Raw genomic sequence first — 16,872 nt, forward strand, 5'->3', positions numbered from 1 at the left:
GAAACACCCCACAGGAGGGCATGCGTGCAACAGTCCACCGTCCGCGCGTGCGGCGGCCCCGGTGCGCGCACCGCCGCGGCCGGGCGTGTGCACGACGCCCGTGTGGCCGCGGCGGCCCGCTCACCCCGAGGTCAGCTGCCCGGGACGGTGTCCTCGAAGGCGGTGCCCGCCGAACGGTAGGCGGCGACCTTCGCCGCCACCTGCTGCGGGGTCAGGACCTGATCCTTGACGTGCAGGACGTAGTCCACCTTCTGGTCGTAGGCGCGCGGGGTCGTGGAGGTCTGGCCCGCCAGGTCGATCAGCCACTGGTTGAAGTTGATGGACATGGGCGTCTCGGGCAGGTACTTCGCGTCGTGCTTGCCGAACTCGGTGCCGTCCACGTAGTAGGTGATGGACTGCTTGTCGATGGTGAGGACGAGGTCGTGCCAGCCGGCGTAGGACTGCCGGGACTCGCTGTGCTGGTTGACGGCCTCCCACGGGTCGGGCCGGTACGTCTCCCAGGAGGTGGTGTACAGGATGTTGGAGGGCTCGCCCCAGCCGCCGTTGGGCAGGTACTCGAAGTCGTACTCGCCGTAGTCGTCGTCCATCGGGGCCTTGAGCGCGTTGATGGTGAAGAAGGTCTGGACGAGGTGGTCGCCGTCCGGGCCGTTCTTCGGGGTGTCGGCGAACTTGACCCGGGCCGCGTAGGTCCCGTCCTTGAACTTCGTGGCCTTGGTCAGGACTTCGGTGTGCTTGGTGGACTCCCCGGTGCCCGCCGTGGAGGTCTCCAGGTTCATGACGGTGTTGGTGCCCTCCTTGGCGAAGGTCACCTTCGAGGGGTCCCAGCTCGCCCCGGCCACTCCGGGGCCGCCCGAGTTGGAGCGCACGCTCCAGCCGTGCGCGTCGATCTTCGGGTCGTTGTAGGCGGTGTACGTGAAGTCGTCGAACAGGGTGCCCTGGCCGCCGGTCGGCGGGTCGGTGGGCGGGTCGGTGGGGTCGACCGGTCCGTTGCCCTCGGGGGCGGTGCCCCATACGCGCGTCTGGTCGACGGTCGCGGTGACCTTGTCCCAGTCGGCGTAGGAGGTACGGGCCGCGCTGAACGAGTAGTCGTCCGACTGGTTCAGGGCGCCCCAGTTGGAGCGGTAGAAGCGCAGCTGGATGTCGCCGGTGTCGGCGCCGGGGGCGAGGGTGCCGGCGTTCGCGCCGAAGCCGACCTCCAGGTAGCGGTCGGCGTTGGCCGTGGTCTTCGACGGGGTGCCGAAGGTGCCGGAGACGTTGGCGCAGCCCTTGACCGCCCAGGAACAGGCGAAGGTGTAGGAGGACCCGCCGTCGGTCTTGAAGTAGTACCGGAACTTGACCTTGCTCAGCGCGACGGGCGTACTGCCGTTGTTGACGACCTTGAACCAGGGTTCGGCCTGGTCCGCTCCGGTCGAGCTCTGGCGGTACTGGATCTTGACGGACTCGCCGGCGGCGTTCGCCGGGAGAACGGTCAGGGCGGTGCATCCGAGACCGGTCGCGAGGGCCGCGGCCAGCAGGGTCCTGCCCCTGAAGCTGCGGAGGGAGCTGTACGTGCGGGAGGTTCTGAGTGCGGTGCGCATCAGGCGGTTTCCTCTCCGGGTGGGGGTGTTGCCGTTGCCGTCCGGCGACGGCCCCGGACGCCGAGGGCGTCCAGGCGTTCTTGGTGGTGGTCCAGGCGCAGGGCGAACCCGTCCCAGTCCCGCCGCCGCGACCAGCCGCGTTCGGCGAGTGCGGCCAGGCGCGGGAAGGCCAGATATTCGAGGTGCGCGGGCGTCGGCGCGTACTCGCTCCACAACTGGGCCTGGACGCCCAGGACATGACGCGCGGCCGAGTCCTCCCAGGAGCTGGGCACGGCCTCCGCCTCGTAGACGTCCCGCAGGGTGAGCAGTCCGGGCTGACCGGGCGGTTCCGCGGGGTGGTCACTCTGCGGGTAGTCGAAGTAGCTCGTGCGGTACGGGGCCATGATGACGTCGTGTCCGCGGCGGGCGGCGACGTGGCCGTGCTCCGCGTCGCGCCACGGCAGCACGGTGAAGGACTCGGGCAGGTCCTCGCCGGACTCGGTCCAGCCGAGCGGGCGCCTGCCGTGCTCGACGAGGTGGTCGCCGACCTGCCCCATGAACCAGGCGTGCAGGGCCTCGGGCCCGGCCAGGCCCGCCTCGCGCACGCGCTCCAGGGCGCTCGGCGAGGTGTACCACTCGGTTTTCGGGCACTCGTCCCCGCCGAGGTGCACGTACGGCGAGGGGAAGACGTCCATCACCTCGTCGAGGACGGTGCGGCAGAAGTCGAGGGTCGTGTCGTGGACGCCGAAGACGTTCTCGCACACCCCCCACCGGGTCCACACCGCGTGCCGTACGGAGGGGTGGTTGCCCAGCTCGGGGTAGGCGGCGAGCGCGGCGCGGGCGTGCCCCGGGATCTCGATCTCGGGGACCACGGTGACGCCCCGGGCGGCGGCGTAGGCGACCAGGGCGCGCAGCTCGCGCGTGGTGTAGGAACCGCCGTGCGGGATGCCGTCCCCGGCGCTCTCGGCGCGGTGTCCGCCGACCTCGGTGAGCAGTGGGTAGTCCGCCACGGGCAGGCGCCAGCCCTGGTCGTCGGTGAGGTGCAGCTGGAGGACGTTGAGTTTGTGCAGCGCCAGGAGGTCGGTGAGGCGGTACAGCCACTCGACGGGCTGGAAGTGGCGCGCCACGTCGATCATGAAGCCGCGGCGGGCCAGCCGCGGGGAGTCGGTGATCTGGACGCAGGGCAGTTCCCAGCGGGTGCGCCGTACGGGGGCGCTGCCCAGCGCCGAGGGCGGCAGCAACTGGCGGAGGGTCTGGACGCCGTGCAGCAGCCCGGCGGGGCGGGCGGCGCGCAGGAGCAGGGCGTCGCGTCCGACGGTGAGCCCGTAGCCCTCCGCGCCGAGTCCGCTGAGCGCGGGGTCGAGGGCGAGCACGATCCGGCCGTCGGGCGAGGGGCCGAGGGACAGGCCGGTGGCGGGGCGCAGCAGGGTGCGCAGCAGGTCGGCGGCTTCCTGGGCCCCGCTGTCCGCGTGGACGCGGGTGTGCGGGTCGAGGACGAAGTGGCCCGAGCGGCGGCTGACCCGGGTGGGACGGGGCAGGAGGGCGAGCTGCTGGTGCGGTGGGGGCATGGCGGCGCCTTCGGTCGGCGGGCGGGACGGGTGCCGGGTGCGGTGCGGGCGGGTCACGACGGTGGTGCGGGTGGACCGGGGGGCGGCGGACAGCCGGGGCTGCCCCGTCCGCCTGCGGCCGTAGGGCGGTGCGGTGGTGCTGTGCGAGGAGGTGGGGCCGGGGCTCAGCCCTTGACCGCCCCGCCCGTCATCCCGGCGCCGACCCGGCGCTGGAGGACCAGGAACAGGACGAGGACGGGCAGTGCGAACAGGGTGGAGGCGGCCATGGTGGCCCCCCAGTCGGTGCCGAAGACGTTCGAGAACGAGGAGAGCCACACCGGCAGCGTGCGGTCGCCCTGGTTCTTGATGATGAGCATGTTGGCGAAGGCGAACTCGTTCCAGGCGGTGATGAAGCCGAAGAGCGAGGTGGCGAGCAACCCTGGGGCGAGCAGCGGCAGGGTGACCCGCCGGAACGCCTGGGTGCGGGTGCAGCCGTCGACCTGCGCGGCCTCCTCCAGTTCGGCGGGGATGCCGGTGAGGAAGGAGCGCAGCGTGACGATGGTGAAGGGCAGGGTCAGCATGAAGTAGACGAGGGTCAGCATCGAGAGCCGGTCGAGCATGCCGAAGTCCCGCGCGATGATGTACATCGGGATCAGGAGGGCTTCCCAGGGCGCCACTTGGGCGAGGAAGACCATCAGGATGAACCCGCGCCGGCCGCGCCAGCGCAGCCGGGCGACCGCGAAGGCGGCGGCCAGGGCGACGACCAGGGCCAGCAGGACGCAGCTCACCGTGACGAGCAGGCTGTTGCGCCAGAAGCCCCAGAACCCGTCGGTGTGCACGGCGTCCGCGAAGTGGTCGAGGGTGAGGTGGGTGGGCAGGAAGACGGGGGTGTCGGCCTGGATGTCGGCGGTCGGTTTGAACGCCGTCAGGATCATCCAGTAGACGGGGAAGACGGAGAGGACGAACACGAGCGCGGCGGCGCAGTGCAGCAGGAGCCGGCGCGCCGGGCGACCGCGGGACCCGGAGCGGCGCGTGGTGGCGCGCGGCACCGCGGGGCCGGAGGGGGGCGCGGCGAGCGGGGCGGGGGCGGGGAGGGTCACAGTTCGGCCTCCTGCCGGAACATGCTGCGCAGGTACACGATGAGGACGGCGACCAGGAGCAGCACGGTGACGCTGGAGACGGCGGCGCCGAGGTCGTAGCGGTGCAGGGACTGGGCGATGCGGTAGGCGTAGACGGGCAGGGTCGTGGTGGCGCCGTCCGGGCCGCCCTTGCTGATGGCCCAGATCTGGGCGAAGCAGCGGAAGACCCAGATGATCTCCAGGCACACCACGAGGCCGAACACCGGGCGCAGGACGGGCAGGGTCACGGAGCGGAAGACCCGCCAGGGGCCGGCCCCGTCCATCCGTGCGGACTCGACGAGTTCGGCGGGGATGGTCAGCAGCGCCGAGTACAGGGTGATGGCCGCGAAGGGCACGGACTGCCACACGACGAGCAGGACGAGGATGACGAAGGTGGCCCTGCCGTTCGCGAACCAGGAGAAGTCCTGGAAGGAGTCGAGTCCCAGTCGGGTCAGGAGCCAGTTGACGACGCCGAGCCGGGAGGCGAACAGCCACTGGAAGACGGTGGTGGTGGCGATGACGGGGCTGGCCCAGGCGAGGACGAGCCCGCTGAGCACGACGACGCGCCAGCGGCTGCCGAGCCGTTGCAGCATGAGGGCGACCAGGGTGCCCAGGCCCACGATCAGGACGACGTTGACGGCGGTCCACAGCACCGTGCGGCGGACCACCTCCCAGAACTCGGGATCGCTCAGCACGGAGCGGTAGTTGTCGAAGGCGGCCCCGCGGGCCCCGCCCCTGATGAGTTCGCCCATCCCGAAGTGCTGGAAGGAGATGACGAGGTTGCGTACGAGGGGGTAGCCGAGCAGGAGCAGGGCGCCCAGGACGGTGGGGGCGACGAGCAGGTAGGGCCACCAGCCGCCGCCGCGCGGGCGCCGTACGCTCCTGCCGGCGGGGGTGGGCCCGGCGGCGGACGGTGCGGTGGGGCCGCGCCCGGCCGGTGTGGTCTTCAGGGGTGGCGCGGTGGGTGCTGTCTGGCGGGCCACGGGCTCCTCCTCACGGTGGTCGGCCGGCTCGGGGCGCGGGTCACGGGTTGAGGGTCTTGGTGATGGACTGCGAGGCGGTGCGGGCGGCCTTGGCGGGGTCGGTGCCGGTGAGGACGGCCGTCATGTACTCCTTGATCGGGTTGGTCGCCTCGACGGCGGCCCACTCCGGGGAGTTGGGCGTCGCGTGGCCCTGGGCCGCGCCGGCCGCCATGGCCGCGGTGCCCTCGTCGCCGGCGAGGACCTTGGCGAGCGAGGTGCGGTTGGGCACATAGCTCATGGTCCTGGCCATGTCGCTCTGCCACTTGGTGCCGGCCAGGGCCTTGACCACCTCGTAGGCCGCCTCGGGGTGGGCGGAGGCTTCGGGGACGATGAGGTCGGAGCCGCCGGTGAAGACGGAGCCGGGCTTGTCCGCGGTCTTTCCAGGGATCGGGAAGAAGCCGATCTTCCCCTTGAGGGCGGGGTTGGCCTGCTCGACTATCTTGGCGCCGCCCGGTACCGCGACGACCTGCGCGACGTCGCCTTTGGCGAACACGTCGGCCTGCGGGGGCTTGGCCTCGTCGGAGTCCTTGGGGCCCTTGCCGAGCGCCTGGAGTTCGCGGTACCGCGCCATCCCGGCGAGGGCCTCGGGGCTGTCGAGGGTGCCCTCCCACTTGCCGCCGGTCTTCTTCGCGAGGTCGCCGCCCTCGTCCCAGATGAACCCGGCGAGGGTGTACCAGTTCTGGCCGGGCAGGTAGATGCCCTGGACCTTGCCCTTGTTGAGCTTCTTGGTGTCGGCGAGCCATGCGTCCCGGGTGGTGGGCGGCTTCGTGATGCCGGCCTCGGCGAAGAGGTCCTTGTTGTAGAGCACCACGCGGTTGGCCGCGTACCAGGGGATGCCGTACTGCTTCCCGTCGATCCTGCCGGGTTCGGCCAGTCCGGGCAGCCAGTCCCCGCCCTTGAGATCGGAGACCCGGTCGCTCAGGTCCGCGACTCCGCCGCTCGCGGCGTACTGCGCGACCTGGGTGTTGCCCACCTCGATGACGTCGGGCGCGTCCTTGCTGGCGAGCGCGGCGGTGACCTTCTCGCCGATGCCGTCCCACTCCTGGACCTGCACGTCGACGTCGACGCGGTCGTGCTGCTTCTCGAAGTCCTTGGTGAAGCGGTCGAGGAAGGCGTCGGTGACGCTGTCCTTCATGACCCACACGGTGACCTTCTGTGGACCACTCGCACTGTCGGATTCGTCGCCGGACGAACAGCCGGTGAGCGCGGCGGCGGTCGCGAGGAGAGCGAACGGGCCGGCGAGGAGGCGGATCTTCACGGGGGCACTCCACGAAAATAGTTGACCAATTGGCCAACTGGTCAGTTGGCGTTGCTAGAAGGTGGCATAGACCACATCGACCGTCAAGGCCCTTGCGCAGCCTGCCGTTTCAGGCGAGTTACGGTTTCCGGCGCGGGTGCGCGCGAGCGGGTACGCTGCTCTCAGCTGACCAGTGGTCGCCCACTGGTCAGCAGCATGATGGACTGGGTGGCACCAACGGGACCGGGTGACGGAGGCGGGACGGCGATGACGAGCAGCTCTTCGGGGGCGGTGCCCAAGCGGGAGAGGGTGCGGGAGTTCCTGCTGTCCCTGATCGAGTCCCGGGGGGCGGGCGAGGCGATCCCCTCGGAACGCACCCTGAGCGCGGAACTCGGCGTGTCCCGGCCCACCCTGCGAGCGGCCGTGGACGAACTGGTGGCGACCGGGGCCCTGGTGCGCGAGCACGGGCGGGGCATGTTCGTGGCCCCGGCCAAGATCACGCAGGAACTGGTCTCGGACGACACGACCTTGTCCGTGCCCGCGGCCCAGGGCACTTGGTCGAGCCGGGTGCTGGAACAGTCCACGATCCAGGCGGGGGCCCGGATCGGCCGACGGCTGCGACTGTCACCGGCGGCGCGGCTGGTCTACATCGCGCGGCTGCGGCTGGTGGACGGACTGCCCATGGCGATCGAGCACCTGCACATCCCGCGGGAACTCGTCCCCGGGCTCACCCCGGCGGAGCTGGAGGCGGGGGACCTCTACGAGCACCTGCGGGAACACCACGACGTCCACGTCCACGAGGCGACGCAGTCGATCGAGCCCACCGTGGTGAACGAGGCGGAGGCGGAGGTCCTGGACGTGCCGGTGCTGTCCCCCGCCCTGCTCATCGAACGGCTGACCACCGACTCCTCGGGGCGGCCGGTGGAGTACGTGCACTCGGTGTACCGGGGCGACCGCTACCGCATTGTGTCGCGGCTTGCCCTGGGCACGGGCGCGGGCCGGCGGGACGCGGCACGGCGGGGCCACCACCCCGGCATCCCGCCCGGGGACTTCGCGCACGGGGACATCATCACCTCGTCCACGGTGGGCGACGTCCAGGACGGGTGAGCGCCCGAGGACAGGAGGGGCGTCATTCCCGGGCGGCGGGCGGCGGGCCCTCGCCGCGCGCTGCCCGGGACAGAAGGGGGCCCCAGTCTCCGGGCCGCGGGCGGCGCGCCCTCGCCGCGCGCGTGGGCGCCCCGTGGTCAGCTCAGCGCCCGGACGACGAGGCGCGCCACCTCGGCCACCAGAGCGCTGTCGCCCTCGGCCTCGGCCGTGTGCCGGGTGGTGAGGACCGTGAGGAGGACCGGCGCCCGGTCGGGCGGGTAGGCCACGCCCGCGTCGTTGCTCGTGCCCCAGTCCCCGCTGCCGGTCTTGTCGGCCAGGGCCCAGTCCTCGGGCAGGCCGGCCCGGAACTTGTCGTCGCTCGTGCGGTTGGCCCGCATCCACGCGTCGAGCCGGGCACGGTCCCCGGGGTCGAGCGCGTCGCCGAGCAGCAACCGGCCGTAGGTCGTGCCGAGGGCGCGCGGGGTCGTGGTGTCGGTGACGCGCCCGGGTTCCGCCGAGTTCAGTTCGGGCTCGTACCGGTCGAGGCGGGTCACCCGGTCCCCCGTGGAGCGGCAGAAGCGGGTGACGGCCGCCGGTCCGCCGAGGGCGCGCAGCAGCAGGTTCGCCGCCGCGTTGTCGCTGTGGATCAGGGCGGCGGCGCACAGGTGCGCGACGGTCATGCCCTCGCGCAGGTTCTCCGGGGTCCCGGTGACGGGCGCGTAGCCGGCGGCGTCGACCTCCTGCCGGGTGTAGTGGACGCGCCGCTCCAGGTAGCGGCCGTCGCGGTCGAGGTCGCGCAGGACGGCGCCCACCGCGAGCGTCTTGAACAGGGAGCACAGGGGGAAGCGCTCGTCGGCGCGGTGGCTCACGGTCCGGCCGCTGCCGGTGTCGTGCGCGTGAACCCCGAGGCGTGCCGAGTGCTCCCGTTCCAGCGCGGCGAACCGGGCGGACAGCCCGGTGGTGGTGGCGTGTTCGCCGCCATGTGCGGCCGGTGCGGCGCCCAGGAGCGCGGCGGCCGCCGCCGTGGTGCCCAGGGCGAGCACGGAGCGCCGGCCGGGCCCGGTGGCGCCGGGCCCCGGCCGGACGGACATGGGGCCGGCGTGCTCCGGGGTGTGGTAGTCGCGCAAGTCGTCCTCCCGAGTTCGCTTCTGCGGTGCCACCGTTCTAGTGGTCCGCTCCCACCACTTCCAGCAGGCCGGTCCCGGGCCTGGTGACCCGGCGTGGTGCGGCCTGTTCCCCGGGGGCTTGCACGTGCCGGGAATCTTTGCGACGCTGCTACCGAACGAATGGTCGGTAGAGACTCTGGCCGACGCGCCCGCGCGAGCGGAGCACGGCCGGCGGCACAGGTGCCGGCCCGCCCCAGCCGTGGTGGTCCGCCGCCCGAACCGTTCGCGTACGTCGAGGAGAACCGTTATGACCGCGCCCACGACCGCCGCCGGGGACGTGCGCCCGCCCGCCCGGCGCCGCCCCGCCTTCCACACCCTGCGGGTAGCCGAGGTCGAGCACCTGTGCGACGACGCGGTGTCCGTGGCCTTCGAGATCCCCGCCGGACTCGCCGGGGACTACGCGCACCGGCCCGGTCAGTCGCTCACACTGCGCCGCGAGGTGGAGGGCAGGGACGAGCGTCGTTCGTACTCGATCTGCTCCCCGGCCGGCAGCGCCCCGAGGATCGGGGTCCGTGAGGTGTCCGGCGGGCTGTTCTCCTCCTGGCTGGTGCGCGAGGTACGGCCCGGTGACGAGGTCGAGGTCATGGCGCCGACCGGCGTCTTCACCCCCGATCTGGCCACCCCCGGGCACCATGTCCTGATCGCGGCGGGCTCCGGCATCACCCCGATGCTGTCGATCGCCGGGTCGGTCCTGGCCGCGGACACCACCTCGCGGGTCACGCTGTTCTACGGCAACCGGCGCACCGACACCGTGATGTTCGCCGACGAGCTGGCCGACCTGAAGGACCGGTACCCGAGCCGTTTCGAGCTGGGCCACGTCCTGTCCCGGGAGCCCCGCGAGGCCGCGATGTTCTCGGGCCGTCTCGACGCCGACCGGCTGGGGGCGCTGATCGGCGCCCTCGTGGACGTCGAGGCCGCCGACCACTGGTGGCTGTGCGGACCGCACGGCATGGTCACCGACGCCCAGCGGGTCCTGTCGGGCCTCGGGGTGCCCGAGGCCCGCGTCCACCAGGAGCTGTTCTTCGCGGACGGGGAGCCGGTCGCCCCCGCCCGCCACGAGGACGGCCCGGACGGCGAAGCGGGCCCGACGAGCCAGGTCACCATCACGCTCGACGGCCGCTCCACCACCTCCGCCCTGCCCCGTGACCGCACGGTGCTCGACGGCGCGCAGAAGGCCCGCTCCGACCTCCCCTTCGCGTGCAAGGGCGGGGTGTGCGGCACCTGCCGGGCGCTCGTCACCCGGGGCGAGGCGGACATGCGCCGCAACTTCGCGCTGGAGAGGGGCGAGGTCGAGGCCGGTTACGTCCTGACCTGCCAGACCTTCCCGGTCTCCGACACCCTCACCGTGGACTACGACAGCTGAGCGCGCCGGGAGGGCGGGCGCGGGCGGCCGAGCGGCTGCCGGGCCCGCCCTCCAGCGGTACGGTGGACGGGTCGGGGGTCCGACGTGCGCGGCTGCCTGTGGCCGTACCGCCCCCGCGGTACCGACACACCGGGTGAGCGTGCCCCGGGGGGGAGCCCGGTCGGGTTGGGGGTTTCCTGATGACTGCACTGATCGTCGCACTGGTGGTCGTGGTCCTGCTCGTCTTCTTCGTTCTCGCGCTGAGTGTGCGCAATGTGCAGCAGTACGAGAAGGGTGTGGTGTTCCGCTTCGGGCGGCTGCTGCCGCGCATCCGGGAGCCGGGGCTGCGACTCATCTGGCCCGTGGCGGACCGTATGCAGAAGGTGTCCGTCCAGACCGAGGTGCTGGGCGTGCCGCCCCAGGGCGCGATCACCCGGGACAACGTGACGGTCACGGTGGACGCCGTCGTGTACTTCCGTGTCCTGGACCCGGTCAAGGCGCTCGTCAACGTGACCGACTACCCGGGCGCCGTCTCGCAGATCGCGCAGACCTCACTGCGCTCGGTCATCGGCCGCGCGGACCTCGACACGCTGCTCGCCGACCGCGACCAGATCAACTCCGAGCTGAAGACCGTGATGGACGCGCCGACCGAAGCCCCCTGGGGCGTGCGGATCGAGCGGGTGGAGATCAAGGACATCGCGCTGCCCGGCGACATGATGCGTTCGATGTCGAAGCAGGCGGAGGCGGAACGTGAACGGCGTGCCCGGGTCATCGCCGCCGACGGAGAGTTCCAGGCCTCGCGCAAGCTGACCGACGCCGCCGGCACGATGGCGGACACCCCGGGCGCTCTGCAACTGCGGCTCCTGCAGACCGTGGTGGACGTCGCCGCCGAGAAGAACAGCACTCTCGTCATGCCGTTCCCCGTCGAACTCCTGCGCTTCTTCCAGGGCGGCAAGGACCTCAGCCCCGACCAGGGCGGCGCCACCGGAAGGCCGGACGCCCGGATCACCGACGGCCCGGACGCCGCCGAGCCGCACAGGGGTGGGGGCGGTTCCTCCCCGGCACGCCCCTCCCGAGGCGCCGGCGCCCGTCGCCCCGCCGCGCACCGCGCTCCGGCGCTGGACGGCCGCGTGGACGACCAGCTGGCGGCCACCCGCACCCGCGCCGAGGTGGCCCGGCTGCGCCGCGACACCTGGCCCGAGCCGCTGGCGGGCGGGCTGAGCACCGAGGAGGAACGTCCGGTGCGGGCCTGAGCCCGCGCCGCTCTCCCTGCCACCCGCGTCCCTCCGCCCCGACCGGTCCGCCGTGCGCCTTCCCGCACGGCGGACGCGGCCGGGGCGGAGGGACGCGGGAAGGTTTCCGTGCCGCGCCCGCGCGGCCGCTCATGCCACGAGGGGCGCACACCCATCCGTGGCGCCGGCGGCACCGGATCACCCGCGGGCGCCGCGGCGCCCGCGGCCCGCACGGGGTACGCGGTCCGGGGGGTGCCGTGGGCACCCGGCCAAGGGAGCAGAGGGAGACGTATGAGGTCGACGACAGCGGACGGCGGCGCGGGGGCCGACACCTCGCCGGGGGCGCGGGCGCTCGTGCTGGCGCGGGAACCGGCGGGGGCACGGCATGTCGCGCTGCTGCTGCACGGCGGGCGGTCCGAGGGCCGGCAGACGGCACGGCCCTGGCAGCTCGCGGCCCTGCGGATGCGGCCGTTCGCGCACGCGCTGTCCCGGGTGCTGCCGGCCGGGTCCACGGTGCTGGGCACGGTGCGCTACCGCTACCGGGGCTGGAACGGCGGTGCCGCCGACGCGCTGGGCGACACCGTCGCGGCCCTCGACGAACTGGAGCGTCGTACGGGTGGCCTGCCGGTCGTGCTGCTCGGCCACTCGATGGGCGGCCGGGCGGCTCTGCGAGCGGCGGCGCATCCTTCGGTGCGCGCGGTGGTGGCGCTCGCCCCGTGGTGTCCCGAGGGCGAGCCGGTCGAGCAGTTGGCGGGCGCCGGACTGGTCGTCCTGCACGGCGATCACGACCGCGTCACCTCGGCGCGCGCCTCCTGGGCCCTGCTGAGGCGCGCCGAGGCGGCGGGGGCCCGCGGGGCCGGGGTGTGCGTGGCGGGCGGGGAGCACACGATGCTGCGCCGGGCACCGGTGTGGCAGCGCACGGCGGCCGGGGCGGTGGCGGGGCTTCTGGAGGTCGGCCCGTACCCGGCGGCCGTGACGAAGGCGTTCGCGAGCGAGGAGCCGGTGACGGTCTGAGCGAGAGCCGGGGACGGAGGTGGGGGGCGTTTCGGGGGGTGTCCAGCCGTCCCCGGCCTTCTTGACAGGCCAGGACGGCGGCTGTTGGATCGTGGACATGAGGATGCGAGTGGTTCTGACGCGGCGTCGCCACGTCGATCTCGCGTTCGTCTCCAGCGCCACCTGTCGCGCCACGCACCGCTTCCGCCGCGCCGCCGGCGTCCGCTGATCCACCGTCCGCCGCTCCGGTAACGCTCCGGACCGCTCCGGCCCCGGTCGGCGGGATCGCTTCTCCGGTGCCCGTACGCGTTCCGCCCCGGCCGCCCCGTCAGCCGTCCGTCTGTTGGGGCGGTCTGGGGGCGGCCGGCCCGTGCCGCGAGCACCGCGACGCGCCTCCGGCCTCGTCCCCCGCGCCTCTCCCGCCTGTTCCCGCTCGCCCGCTCTCCTGAACGGAGTCACCTCCCGTGAGCCTGACTTTCCACTGGTTCCTGCCCACCAACGGCGACAGCCGCGACGTCGTGGGCGGAGGGCACGGCACCCCTGTCACGGCAGCGGGCCGGGACCGGCCGCCGACGGTCGCCTACCTGAGCCAGATCGCCCGCGCCGCCGAACAACTCGGCTTCGTCGGTGCCCTCACCCCGACCGGCACGTGGTGCGAGGACGCCTGGCTGACCACGGCGATGGTGAGCCAGCACACCGAACGCCTCAAGTTCCTCGTGGCCTTCCGCCCGGGTTCGCTCTCCCCCACCCTCGCCGCGCAGATGGCCTCGACCTACCAGCGGCAGTCCGGCGGCCGGTTGCTGCTCAACGTCGTGACGGGTGGGGAGAGCCGTGAGCAGCGCGCCTTCGGCGACTTCCTGGACAAGGACGCGCGGTACGCCCGTACCGGCGAGTTCCTGCACGTCGTACGGGAGTTGTGGCGCGGAGGCACGGTGAACCACGTCGGTGAGCACCTCCGGGTCGAGGAGGCGCGCCTGAACCGGTTGCCCGATCCGGTGCCGGAGGTCTACTTCGGCGGCTCCTCCCCCGCCGCGGTCTCGGTCGCCGCCCGTTACAGCGACGTGTACCTGACCTGGGGCGAGCCGCCGGCCGATGTGGCGCTCAAGATCGACCGGGTCAGGGAGCTGGCCGCGCGCGAGGGCCGCTCGGTGCGCTTCGGCATCCGTCTGCACGTCATCAGCCGGGACCGGTCCGAGCAGGCCTGGGCGGAGGCACACCGTCTGCTGGAGGGTTTCGACCCCCAGCTGGTCGCGGACATCCAGCGGGGCCTGGGGCAGAGCGAGTCGGAGGGGCAGCGGCGGATGCTCGCGCTGCACGGCGGGCGGCAGGACTCCCTGGAGATCCACCCCAACCTGTGGGCGGGCATCGGTCTCGTACGCGGCGGCGCGGGCACGGCCCTGGTCGGCTCCCACGAGGAGGTCGCCGACCTGATCGAGGAGTACCACGCGCTGGGCATCGAGGAGTTCGTGCTCTCCGGGTATCCGCATCTGGAAGAGGCGTACTGGTTCGGCGAAGGGGTCCTGCCGGTCCTGGCCGGGCGCGGACTGTGGCACCACCCCGTGTCCGGCCCGCTCACGCGCGAGGCAGCGCCGGAGCCCGCCCTGGAGGTGCCCGCCGCGCGCAGGGGATGAGGGGGGGCGCTCCGTAGCAGGGGGTGCGAGCGGGCGCGGACACGCGGTGGTGAGCCGTGCCGGGGGGCGTTCGGGGGAGTTCGCCCCCCGGCACGGCGGGGGCCGCGTCCGGGACGGTACGGGGGATGATCCGCCCCAAAGCGGCGTTCGGGCCGGTCGCCCTGGTGGGCGTACCGAGGTGGGTGTGCGGCCGGTCCGCCACGGAGCGGACGCCGCGGCGCGGCCGCCCGGGGCCCGTGGACGCGTGGCCTCACCGGGACAGACGTACAGCCGGGCGTCGGCGTTCCCGGAGCGGGCAGGAGAAGGTCCGGGCCCGTACGGAACCGGACGCTCGGTCCGGCTTCTGGGCGGGTCCTCCCGGGCCCGGCGGCCGGCTCCGGCAGGCGTCCGGGACCCGTTCGCGCCATGCTGGTGAGGGTTTCGCGACCAGTCCTGACCGGGGAATACGCCCCGCGCGCGGGGAGGTTGACCGGGACGCGCCCTCCCCTGCCGGTGGCCCCCGCACCCGGGGCCCGGGAAGGTCCGGGCGGGGGAACCTACGGAGAGCACCGAGAGAAGGAGTCGTTCATGGACGTCGGCCGTTTCGGCATCTGGGACCACAATCTGGCCCGTACCGCGCGGACGGAGGCCGTCGAGACGGTCGCCGAGCTGGAGGAGCTGGGGTTCGGGACGGTGTGGCTGGGCGGCAACAGCTCCGTGGAGGCCGCCGCCCCGCTGGTGCGCGGAACCTCCCGCATCATCGTGGCCAACGGCATCCTGAGCATCTGGGAGCACGAGGCGCGCGACGTCGCCCGCGAGCGGGCCGAGCTGGAGGCCACCCACCCCGGCCGGTATCTGCTCGGTCTCGGCGCGAGCCACTCGGCCCTCGCGAAGAACTACCACAAGCCGTACTCCGCGATGGTCGCCTACCTCGACGCGCTGGACGCCGCGGAGGTCCCGGTGCCGCCGAAGGCCCGGGTGCTCGCCGCGCTCGGCCCGAAGATGCTCCGGCTCGCGGGCGACCGGGCCCGGGGCGCCCACCCCTATCTGGTGACGCCCGAGCACACGGCCGAGGCCCGCGAGGCGCTCGGTCCGGACGCCCTGCTGGCCCCCGAGGTCAAGGTGGTGCTGAGCGAGGACGCCGCACGGGCCCGCGCGATCGGCCGCGGTGTGCTGGAGATGTACCTGAAGCTGCCGAACTACACCAACAACTGGCTGCGTCTCGGCTTCACGGAGGAGGACTTCCGGGCGGGCGGCAGCGACCGCCTGGTCGACGCGACGGTCGTGTGGGGCAGCCCCGGGACGGTACGGGCGCGGCTCGCGGAGTTCCACGAGGCGGGCGCCGACCACGTAGCCGTCCAGCTCCTGGAGGACGACCCCGAGAAGCTGCCGCGCGGCGGCTGGCGCGAGCTGGCGGGCGTCCTCGGGCTGGGCTGATCCCCTCGCGGCGCGCGAGCCCGCCCGGCCCGGCGGACGCACAACCGCACCTCACCCGTTCGGCCCAGTCCGGCGGGGTGCGGCCGGGCGCGCGAAAGGGGAAGGCCCGAGGCTGGGAGGGACCGTCCGCCGCTCCGGGAGCCGGCGACCGTCTCCCCCTCGGAGGCGGGCGCTTCTCGTCACCGGGCGTGGGCCTCGCCGTACCGGGCACCCGGACCGGGTCCCGCCGAACGCCGCCGGGGCGGTCCGGACCCTAGGGAGCAGCGATGCGCGCACTGACCTGGCAGGGCAAGCGGGACGTACGGGTCGAGACCGTGCCCGACGCCCGGATCGAGCAGCCCGACGACATCGTCGTCAAGGTCACCTCGACCGGGATCTGCGGCTCGGACCTGCACCTGTACGAACTCTTCGGCCCGTTCATCGACCCCGGGGACATCCTCGGCCACGAGGCCATGGGGGTGGTCGAGGAGGTCGGCCCGGCCGTGCGCTCCCTCTCCCCCGGTGACCGGGTCGTCGTCCCGTTCAACGTGTCGTGCGGGACGTGCTTCATGTGCTCCCAGGGCCTGCACTCGCAGTGCGAGACCACGCAGGTCAGGGACCGCGGCATGGGCGCCTCGCTGTTCGGCTACACGAAGCTGTACGGGCAGGTGCCGGGCGGTCAGGCCGAGTACCTGCGGGTCCCCTTCGGCGACCGGCTCCCGGTCAGGGTGCCGGACGGCCCGCCCGACGACCGCTTCGTGTACCTCTCCGACGTCCTGCCGACCGCCTGGCAGGCCGTCGAGTACGCGGCGATCCCGCCCGGCGGTTCCGTCACGGTGCTGGGGCTCGGCCCCATCGGCGACATGGCCGCGCGCATCGCCCAGCAGCGGGGCGCCGGCCTCGTCGTCGGGGTGGATCTGGTCCCCGAACGGCTGTCCCGGGCGGCGGCGCACGGCGTGAAGTGTCTCGACGTGCGGCGGCACGGCAAGGACCTCGGGGACGTGATCAGGGAGCTGACGGAGGGCCGCGGCACCGACTCGGTGATCGACGCCGTCGGTATGGAGGCGCACGGGGCGCCGGTGGCGAAGGCCGCGCACTGGGCGGTCGGCCTCCTGCCCGACGCGGTGGCCGACCCCTTGATGCAGCGCGCGGGGGTGGACCGCCTGAGCGCGCTGTACGCGGCGATCGACCTCGTACGGCGCGGCGGGACGATCTCCCTGTCCGGGGTGTACGGCGGTGCCGCCGACCCCATGCCGCTGCTCCAGATGTTCGACAAGCAGCTTCAGTTGCGCATGGGGCAGGCCAACGTGTGGCGCTGGGTCGAGGACATCCTGCCGCTGCTCACCGACGAGGACCCGCTCGGGGTGGACTCCTTCGCCACGCACCACCTCCCCCTGGAGGAGGCCCCGAAGGCGTACGCGACCTTCCAGGCCAAGGAGGACGGCATGATCAAGACCCTCCTGCGGCCGTGACCGTCCTCCCTCCGCCCGCCGCCGCTCCCTCACGCCCCGCCCTCGTCCCGCGTCGTCGTCCCCGCCCCGAGAGGT

Annotated in this window: 13 protein-coding genes; 7 read left to right on the forward strand and 6 right to left on the reverse strand. The window is 73.2% G+C overall.

Annotated features, from left to right (window positions below; all coding sequences use genetic code 11):
• Positions 1-131: 131 nt before the first annotated feature.
• The 5 genes from ACFYMP_RS15995 to ACFYMP_RS16015 form a co-directional block, all read right to left on the reverse strand.
• Positions 132-1,577, reverse strand: coding sequence for a cellulose binding domain-containing protein (locus ACFYMP_RS15995; RefSeq protein WP_388856800.1), 1,446 nt, complete (start codon positions 1,575-1,577; stop codon positions 132-134).
• On the reverse strand, positions 1,577-3,124 hold the full coding sequence (locus tag ACFYMP_RS16000) for a beta-N-acetylhexosaminidase (protein WP_388856803.1): 1,548 nt from the start codon (positions 3,122-3,124) through the stop codon (positions 1,577-1,579). Before ACFYMP_RS16000 ends, ACFYMP_RS15995 begins: the two co-directional genes overlap by 1 nt.
• A gap of 164 nt (positions 3,125-3,288) precedes the next feature.
• The gene (locus ACFYMP_RS16005) at positions 3,289-4,203 is read right to left on the reverse strand and encodes a carbohydrate ABC transporter permease (RefSeq protein WP_388856806.1); all 915 of its coding nucleotides are present in this window, start codon (positions 4,201-4,203) and stop codon (positions 3,289-3,291) included.
• Positions 4,200-5,204, reverse strand: a complete 1,005-nt coding sequence (locus ACFYMP_RS16010; protein WP_388856809.1) for a carbohydrate ABC transporter permease — start codon at positions 5,202-5,204, stop codon at positions 4,200-4,202. The genes ACFYMP_RS16005 and ACFYMP_RS16010 overlap by 4 nt, the downstream gene beginning before the upstream one ends.
• 40 nt (positions 5,205-5,244) lie before the next feature.
• Positions 5,245-6,501 (reverse strand): extracellular solute-binding protein, encoded by a 1,257-nt coding sequence (locus ACFYMP_RS16015; protein ID WP_388856812.1) that lies wholly within the window; start codon positions 6,499-6,501, stop codon positions 5,245-5,247.
• Positions 6,502-6,747: 246 nt separating this feature from the next.
• Here ACFYMP_RS16015 and ACFYMP_RS16020 point away from each other — a divergent pair, with 246 nt between their 5' ends.
• Positions 6,748-7,587 carry a GntR family transcriptional regulator gene (locus ACFYMP_RS16020; RefSeq protein ID WP_388856815.1) on the forward strand — a complete coding sequence of 280 codons (840 nt, stop codon included), beginning with the start codon at positions 6,748-6,750 and terminating at the stop codon, positions 7,585-7,587.
• Between the two features lie 137 nt (positions 7,588-7,724).
• Here the strand turns inward: ACFYMP_RS16020 and bla are convergent, their stop codons facing one another.
• The gene (gene bla / locus ACFYMP_RS16025; protein WP_388857514.1) at positions 7,725-8,657 is read right to left on the reverse strand and encodes a class A beta-lactamase; all 933 of its coding nucleotides are present in this window, start codon (positions 8,655-8,657) and stop codon (positions 7,725-7,727) included.
• A gap of 322 nt (positions 8,658-8,979) precedes the next feature.
• Between bla and paaE the strand changes: the two genes are divergently transcribed.
• The 6 genes from paaE to ACFYMP_RS16055 all read left to right on the forward strand — a co-directional run bounded on the left by paaE (position 8,980) and on the right by ACFYMP_RS16055 (position 16,797).
• Complete coding sequence (paaE, locus tag ACFYMP_RS16030) at positions 8,980-10,095, forward strand: 1,2-phenylacetyl-CoA epoxidase subunit PaaE (protein WP_388856818.1); 1,116 nt, start codon at positions 8,980-8,982, stop codon at positions 10,093-10,095.
• 179 nt (positions 10,096-10,274) lie between these two features.
• Positions 10,275-11,327, forward strand: a complete 1,053-nt coding sequence (locus ACFYMP_RS16035) for a slipin family protein (RefSeq protein ID WP_388856821.1) — start codon at positions 10,275-10,277, stop codon at positions 11,325-11,327.
• A 270-nt stretch (positions 11,328-11,597) separates the two neighbouring features.
• Positions 11,598-12,320, forward strand: a complete 723-nt coding sequence (locus ACFYMP_RS16040) for an alpha/beta fold hydrolase (protein WP_388856824.1) — start codon at positions 11,598-11,600, stop codon at positions 12,318-12,320.
• 443 nt (positions 12,321-12,763) lie between these two features.
• Positions 12,764-13,930 (forward strand): LLM class flavin-dependent oxidoreductase, encoded by a 1,167-nt coding sequence (locus ACFYMP_RS16045; RefSeq protein WP_388856827.1) that lies wholly within the window; start codon positions 12,764-12,766, stop codon positions 13,928-13,930.
• Between the two features lie 567 nt (positions 13,931-14,497).
• Entirely contained in the window at positions 14,498-15,346 is an 849-nt protein-coding gene (locus tag ACFYMP_RS16050) for an LLM class F420-dependent oxidoreductase (protein ID WP_388856830.1), read from the forward strand.
• 266 nt (positions 15,347-15,612) lie between these two features.
• A complete protein-coding gene (locus ACFYMP_RS16055; protein WP_388856833.1) occupies positions 15,613-16,797 on the forward strand; it encodes an alcohol dehydrogenase catalytic domain-containing protein in 1,185 nt (394 codons plus the stop codon).
• The last annotated feature ends 75 nt before the right edge of the window (positions 16,798-16,872 follow it).

Origin of the sequence: Streptomyces sp. NPDC007088 (genome assembly GCF_042869355.1) — a bacterium.
Lineage (GTDB): Bacteria > Actinomycetota > Actinomycetes > Streptomycetales > Streptomycetaceae > Streptomyces.

Excerpts from the sequence above, each read along its gene's own strand:
- ACFYMP_RS15995 (WP_388856800.1), bottom strand. The coding sequence starts at position 1,577 with ATGCGCACCGCACTCAGAACCTCCCGCACGTACAGCTCCCTCCGCAGC.
- ACFYMP_RS16000 (WP_388856803.1), bottom strand. The coding sequence starts at position 3,124 with ATGCCCCCACCGCACCAGCAGCTCGCCCTCCTGCCCCGTCCCACCCGG.
- ACFYMP_RS16020 (WP_388856815.1), top strand. The coding sequence starts at position 6,748 with ATGACGAGCAGCTCTTCGGGGGCGGTGCCCAAGCGGGAGAGGGTGCGG.
- bla (WP_388857514.1), bottom strand. The coding sequence starts at position 8,657 with ATGTCCGTCCGGCCGGGGCCCGGCGCCACCGGGCCCGGCCGGCGCTCC.
- paaE (WP_388856818.1), top strand. The coding sequence starts at position 8,980 with ATGACCGCGCCCACGACCGCCGCCGGGGACGTGCGCCCGCCCGCCCGG.
- ACFYMP_RS16035 (WP_388856821.1), top strand. The coding sequence starts at position 10,275 with ATGACTGCACTGATCGTCGCACTGGTGGTCGTGGTCCTGCTCGTCTTC.
- ACFYMP_RS16040 (WP_388856824.1), top strand. The coding sequence starts at position 11,598 with ATGAGGTCGACGACAGCGGACGGCGGCGCGGGGGCCGACACCTCGCCG.
- ACFYMP_RS16050 (WP_388856830.1), top strand. The coding sequence starts at position 14,498 with ATGGACGTCGGCCGTTTCGGCATCTGGGACCACAATCTGGCCCGTACC.
- ACFYMP_RS16055 (WP_388856833.1), top strand. The coding sequence starts at position 15,613 with ATGCGCGCACTGACCTGGCAGGGCAAGCGGGACGTACGGGTCGAGACC.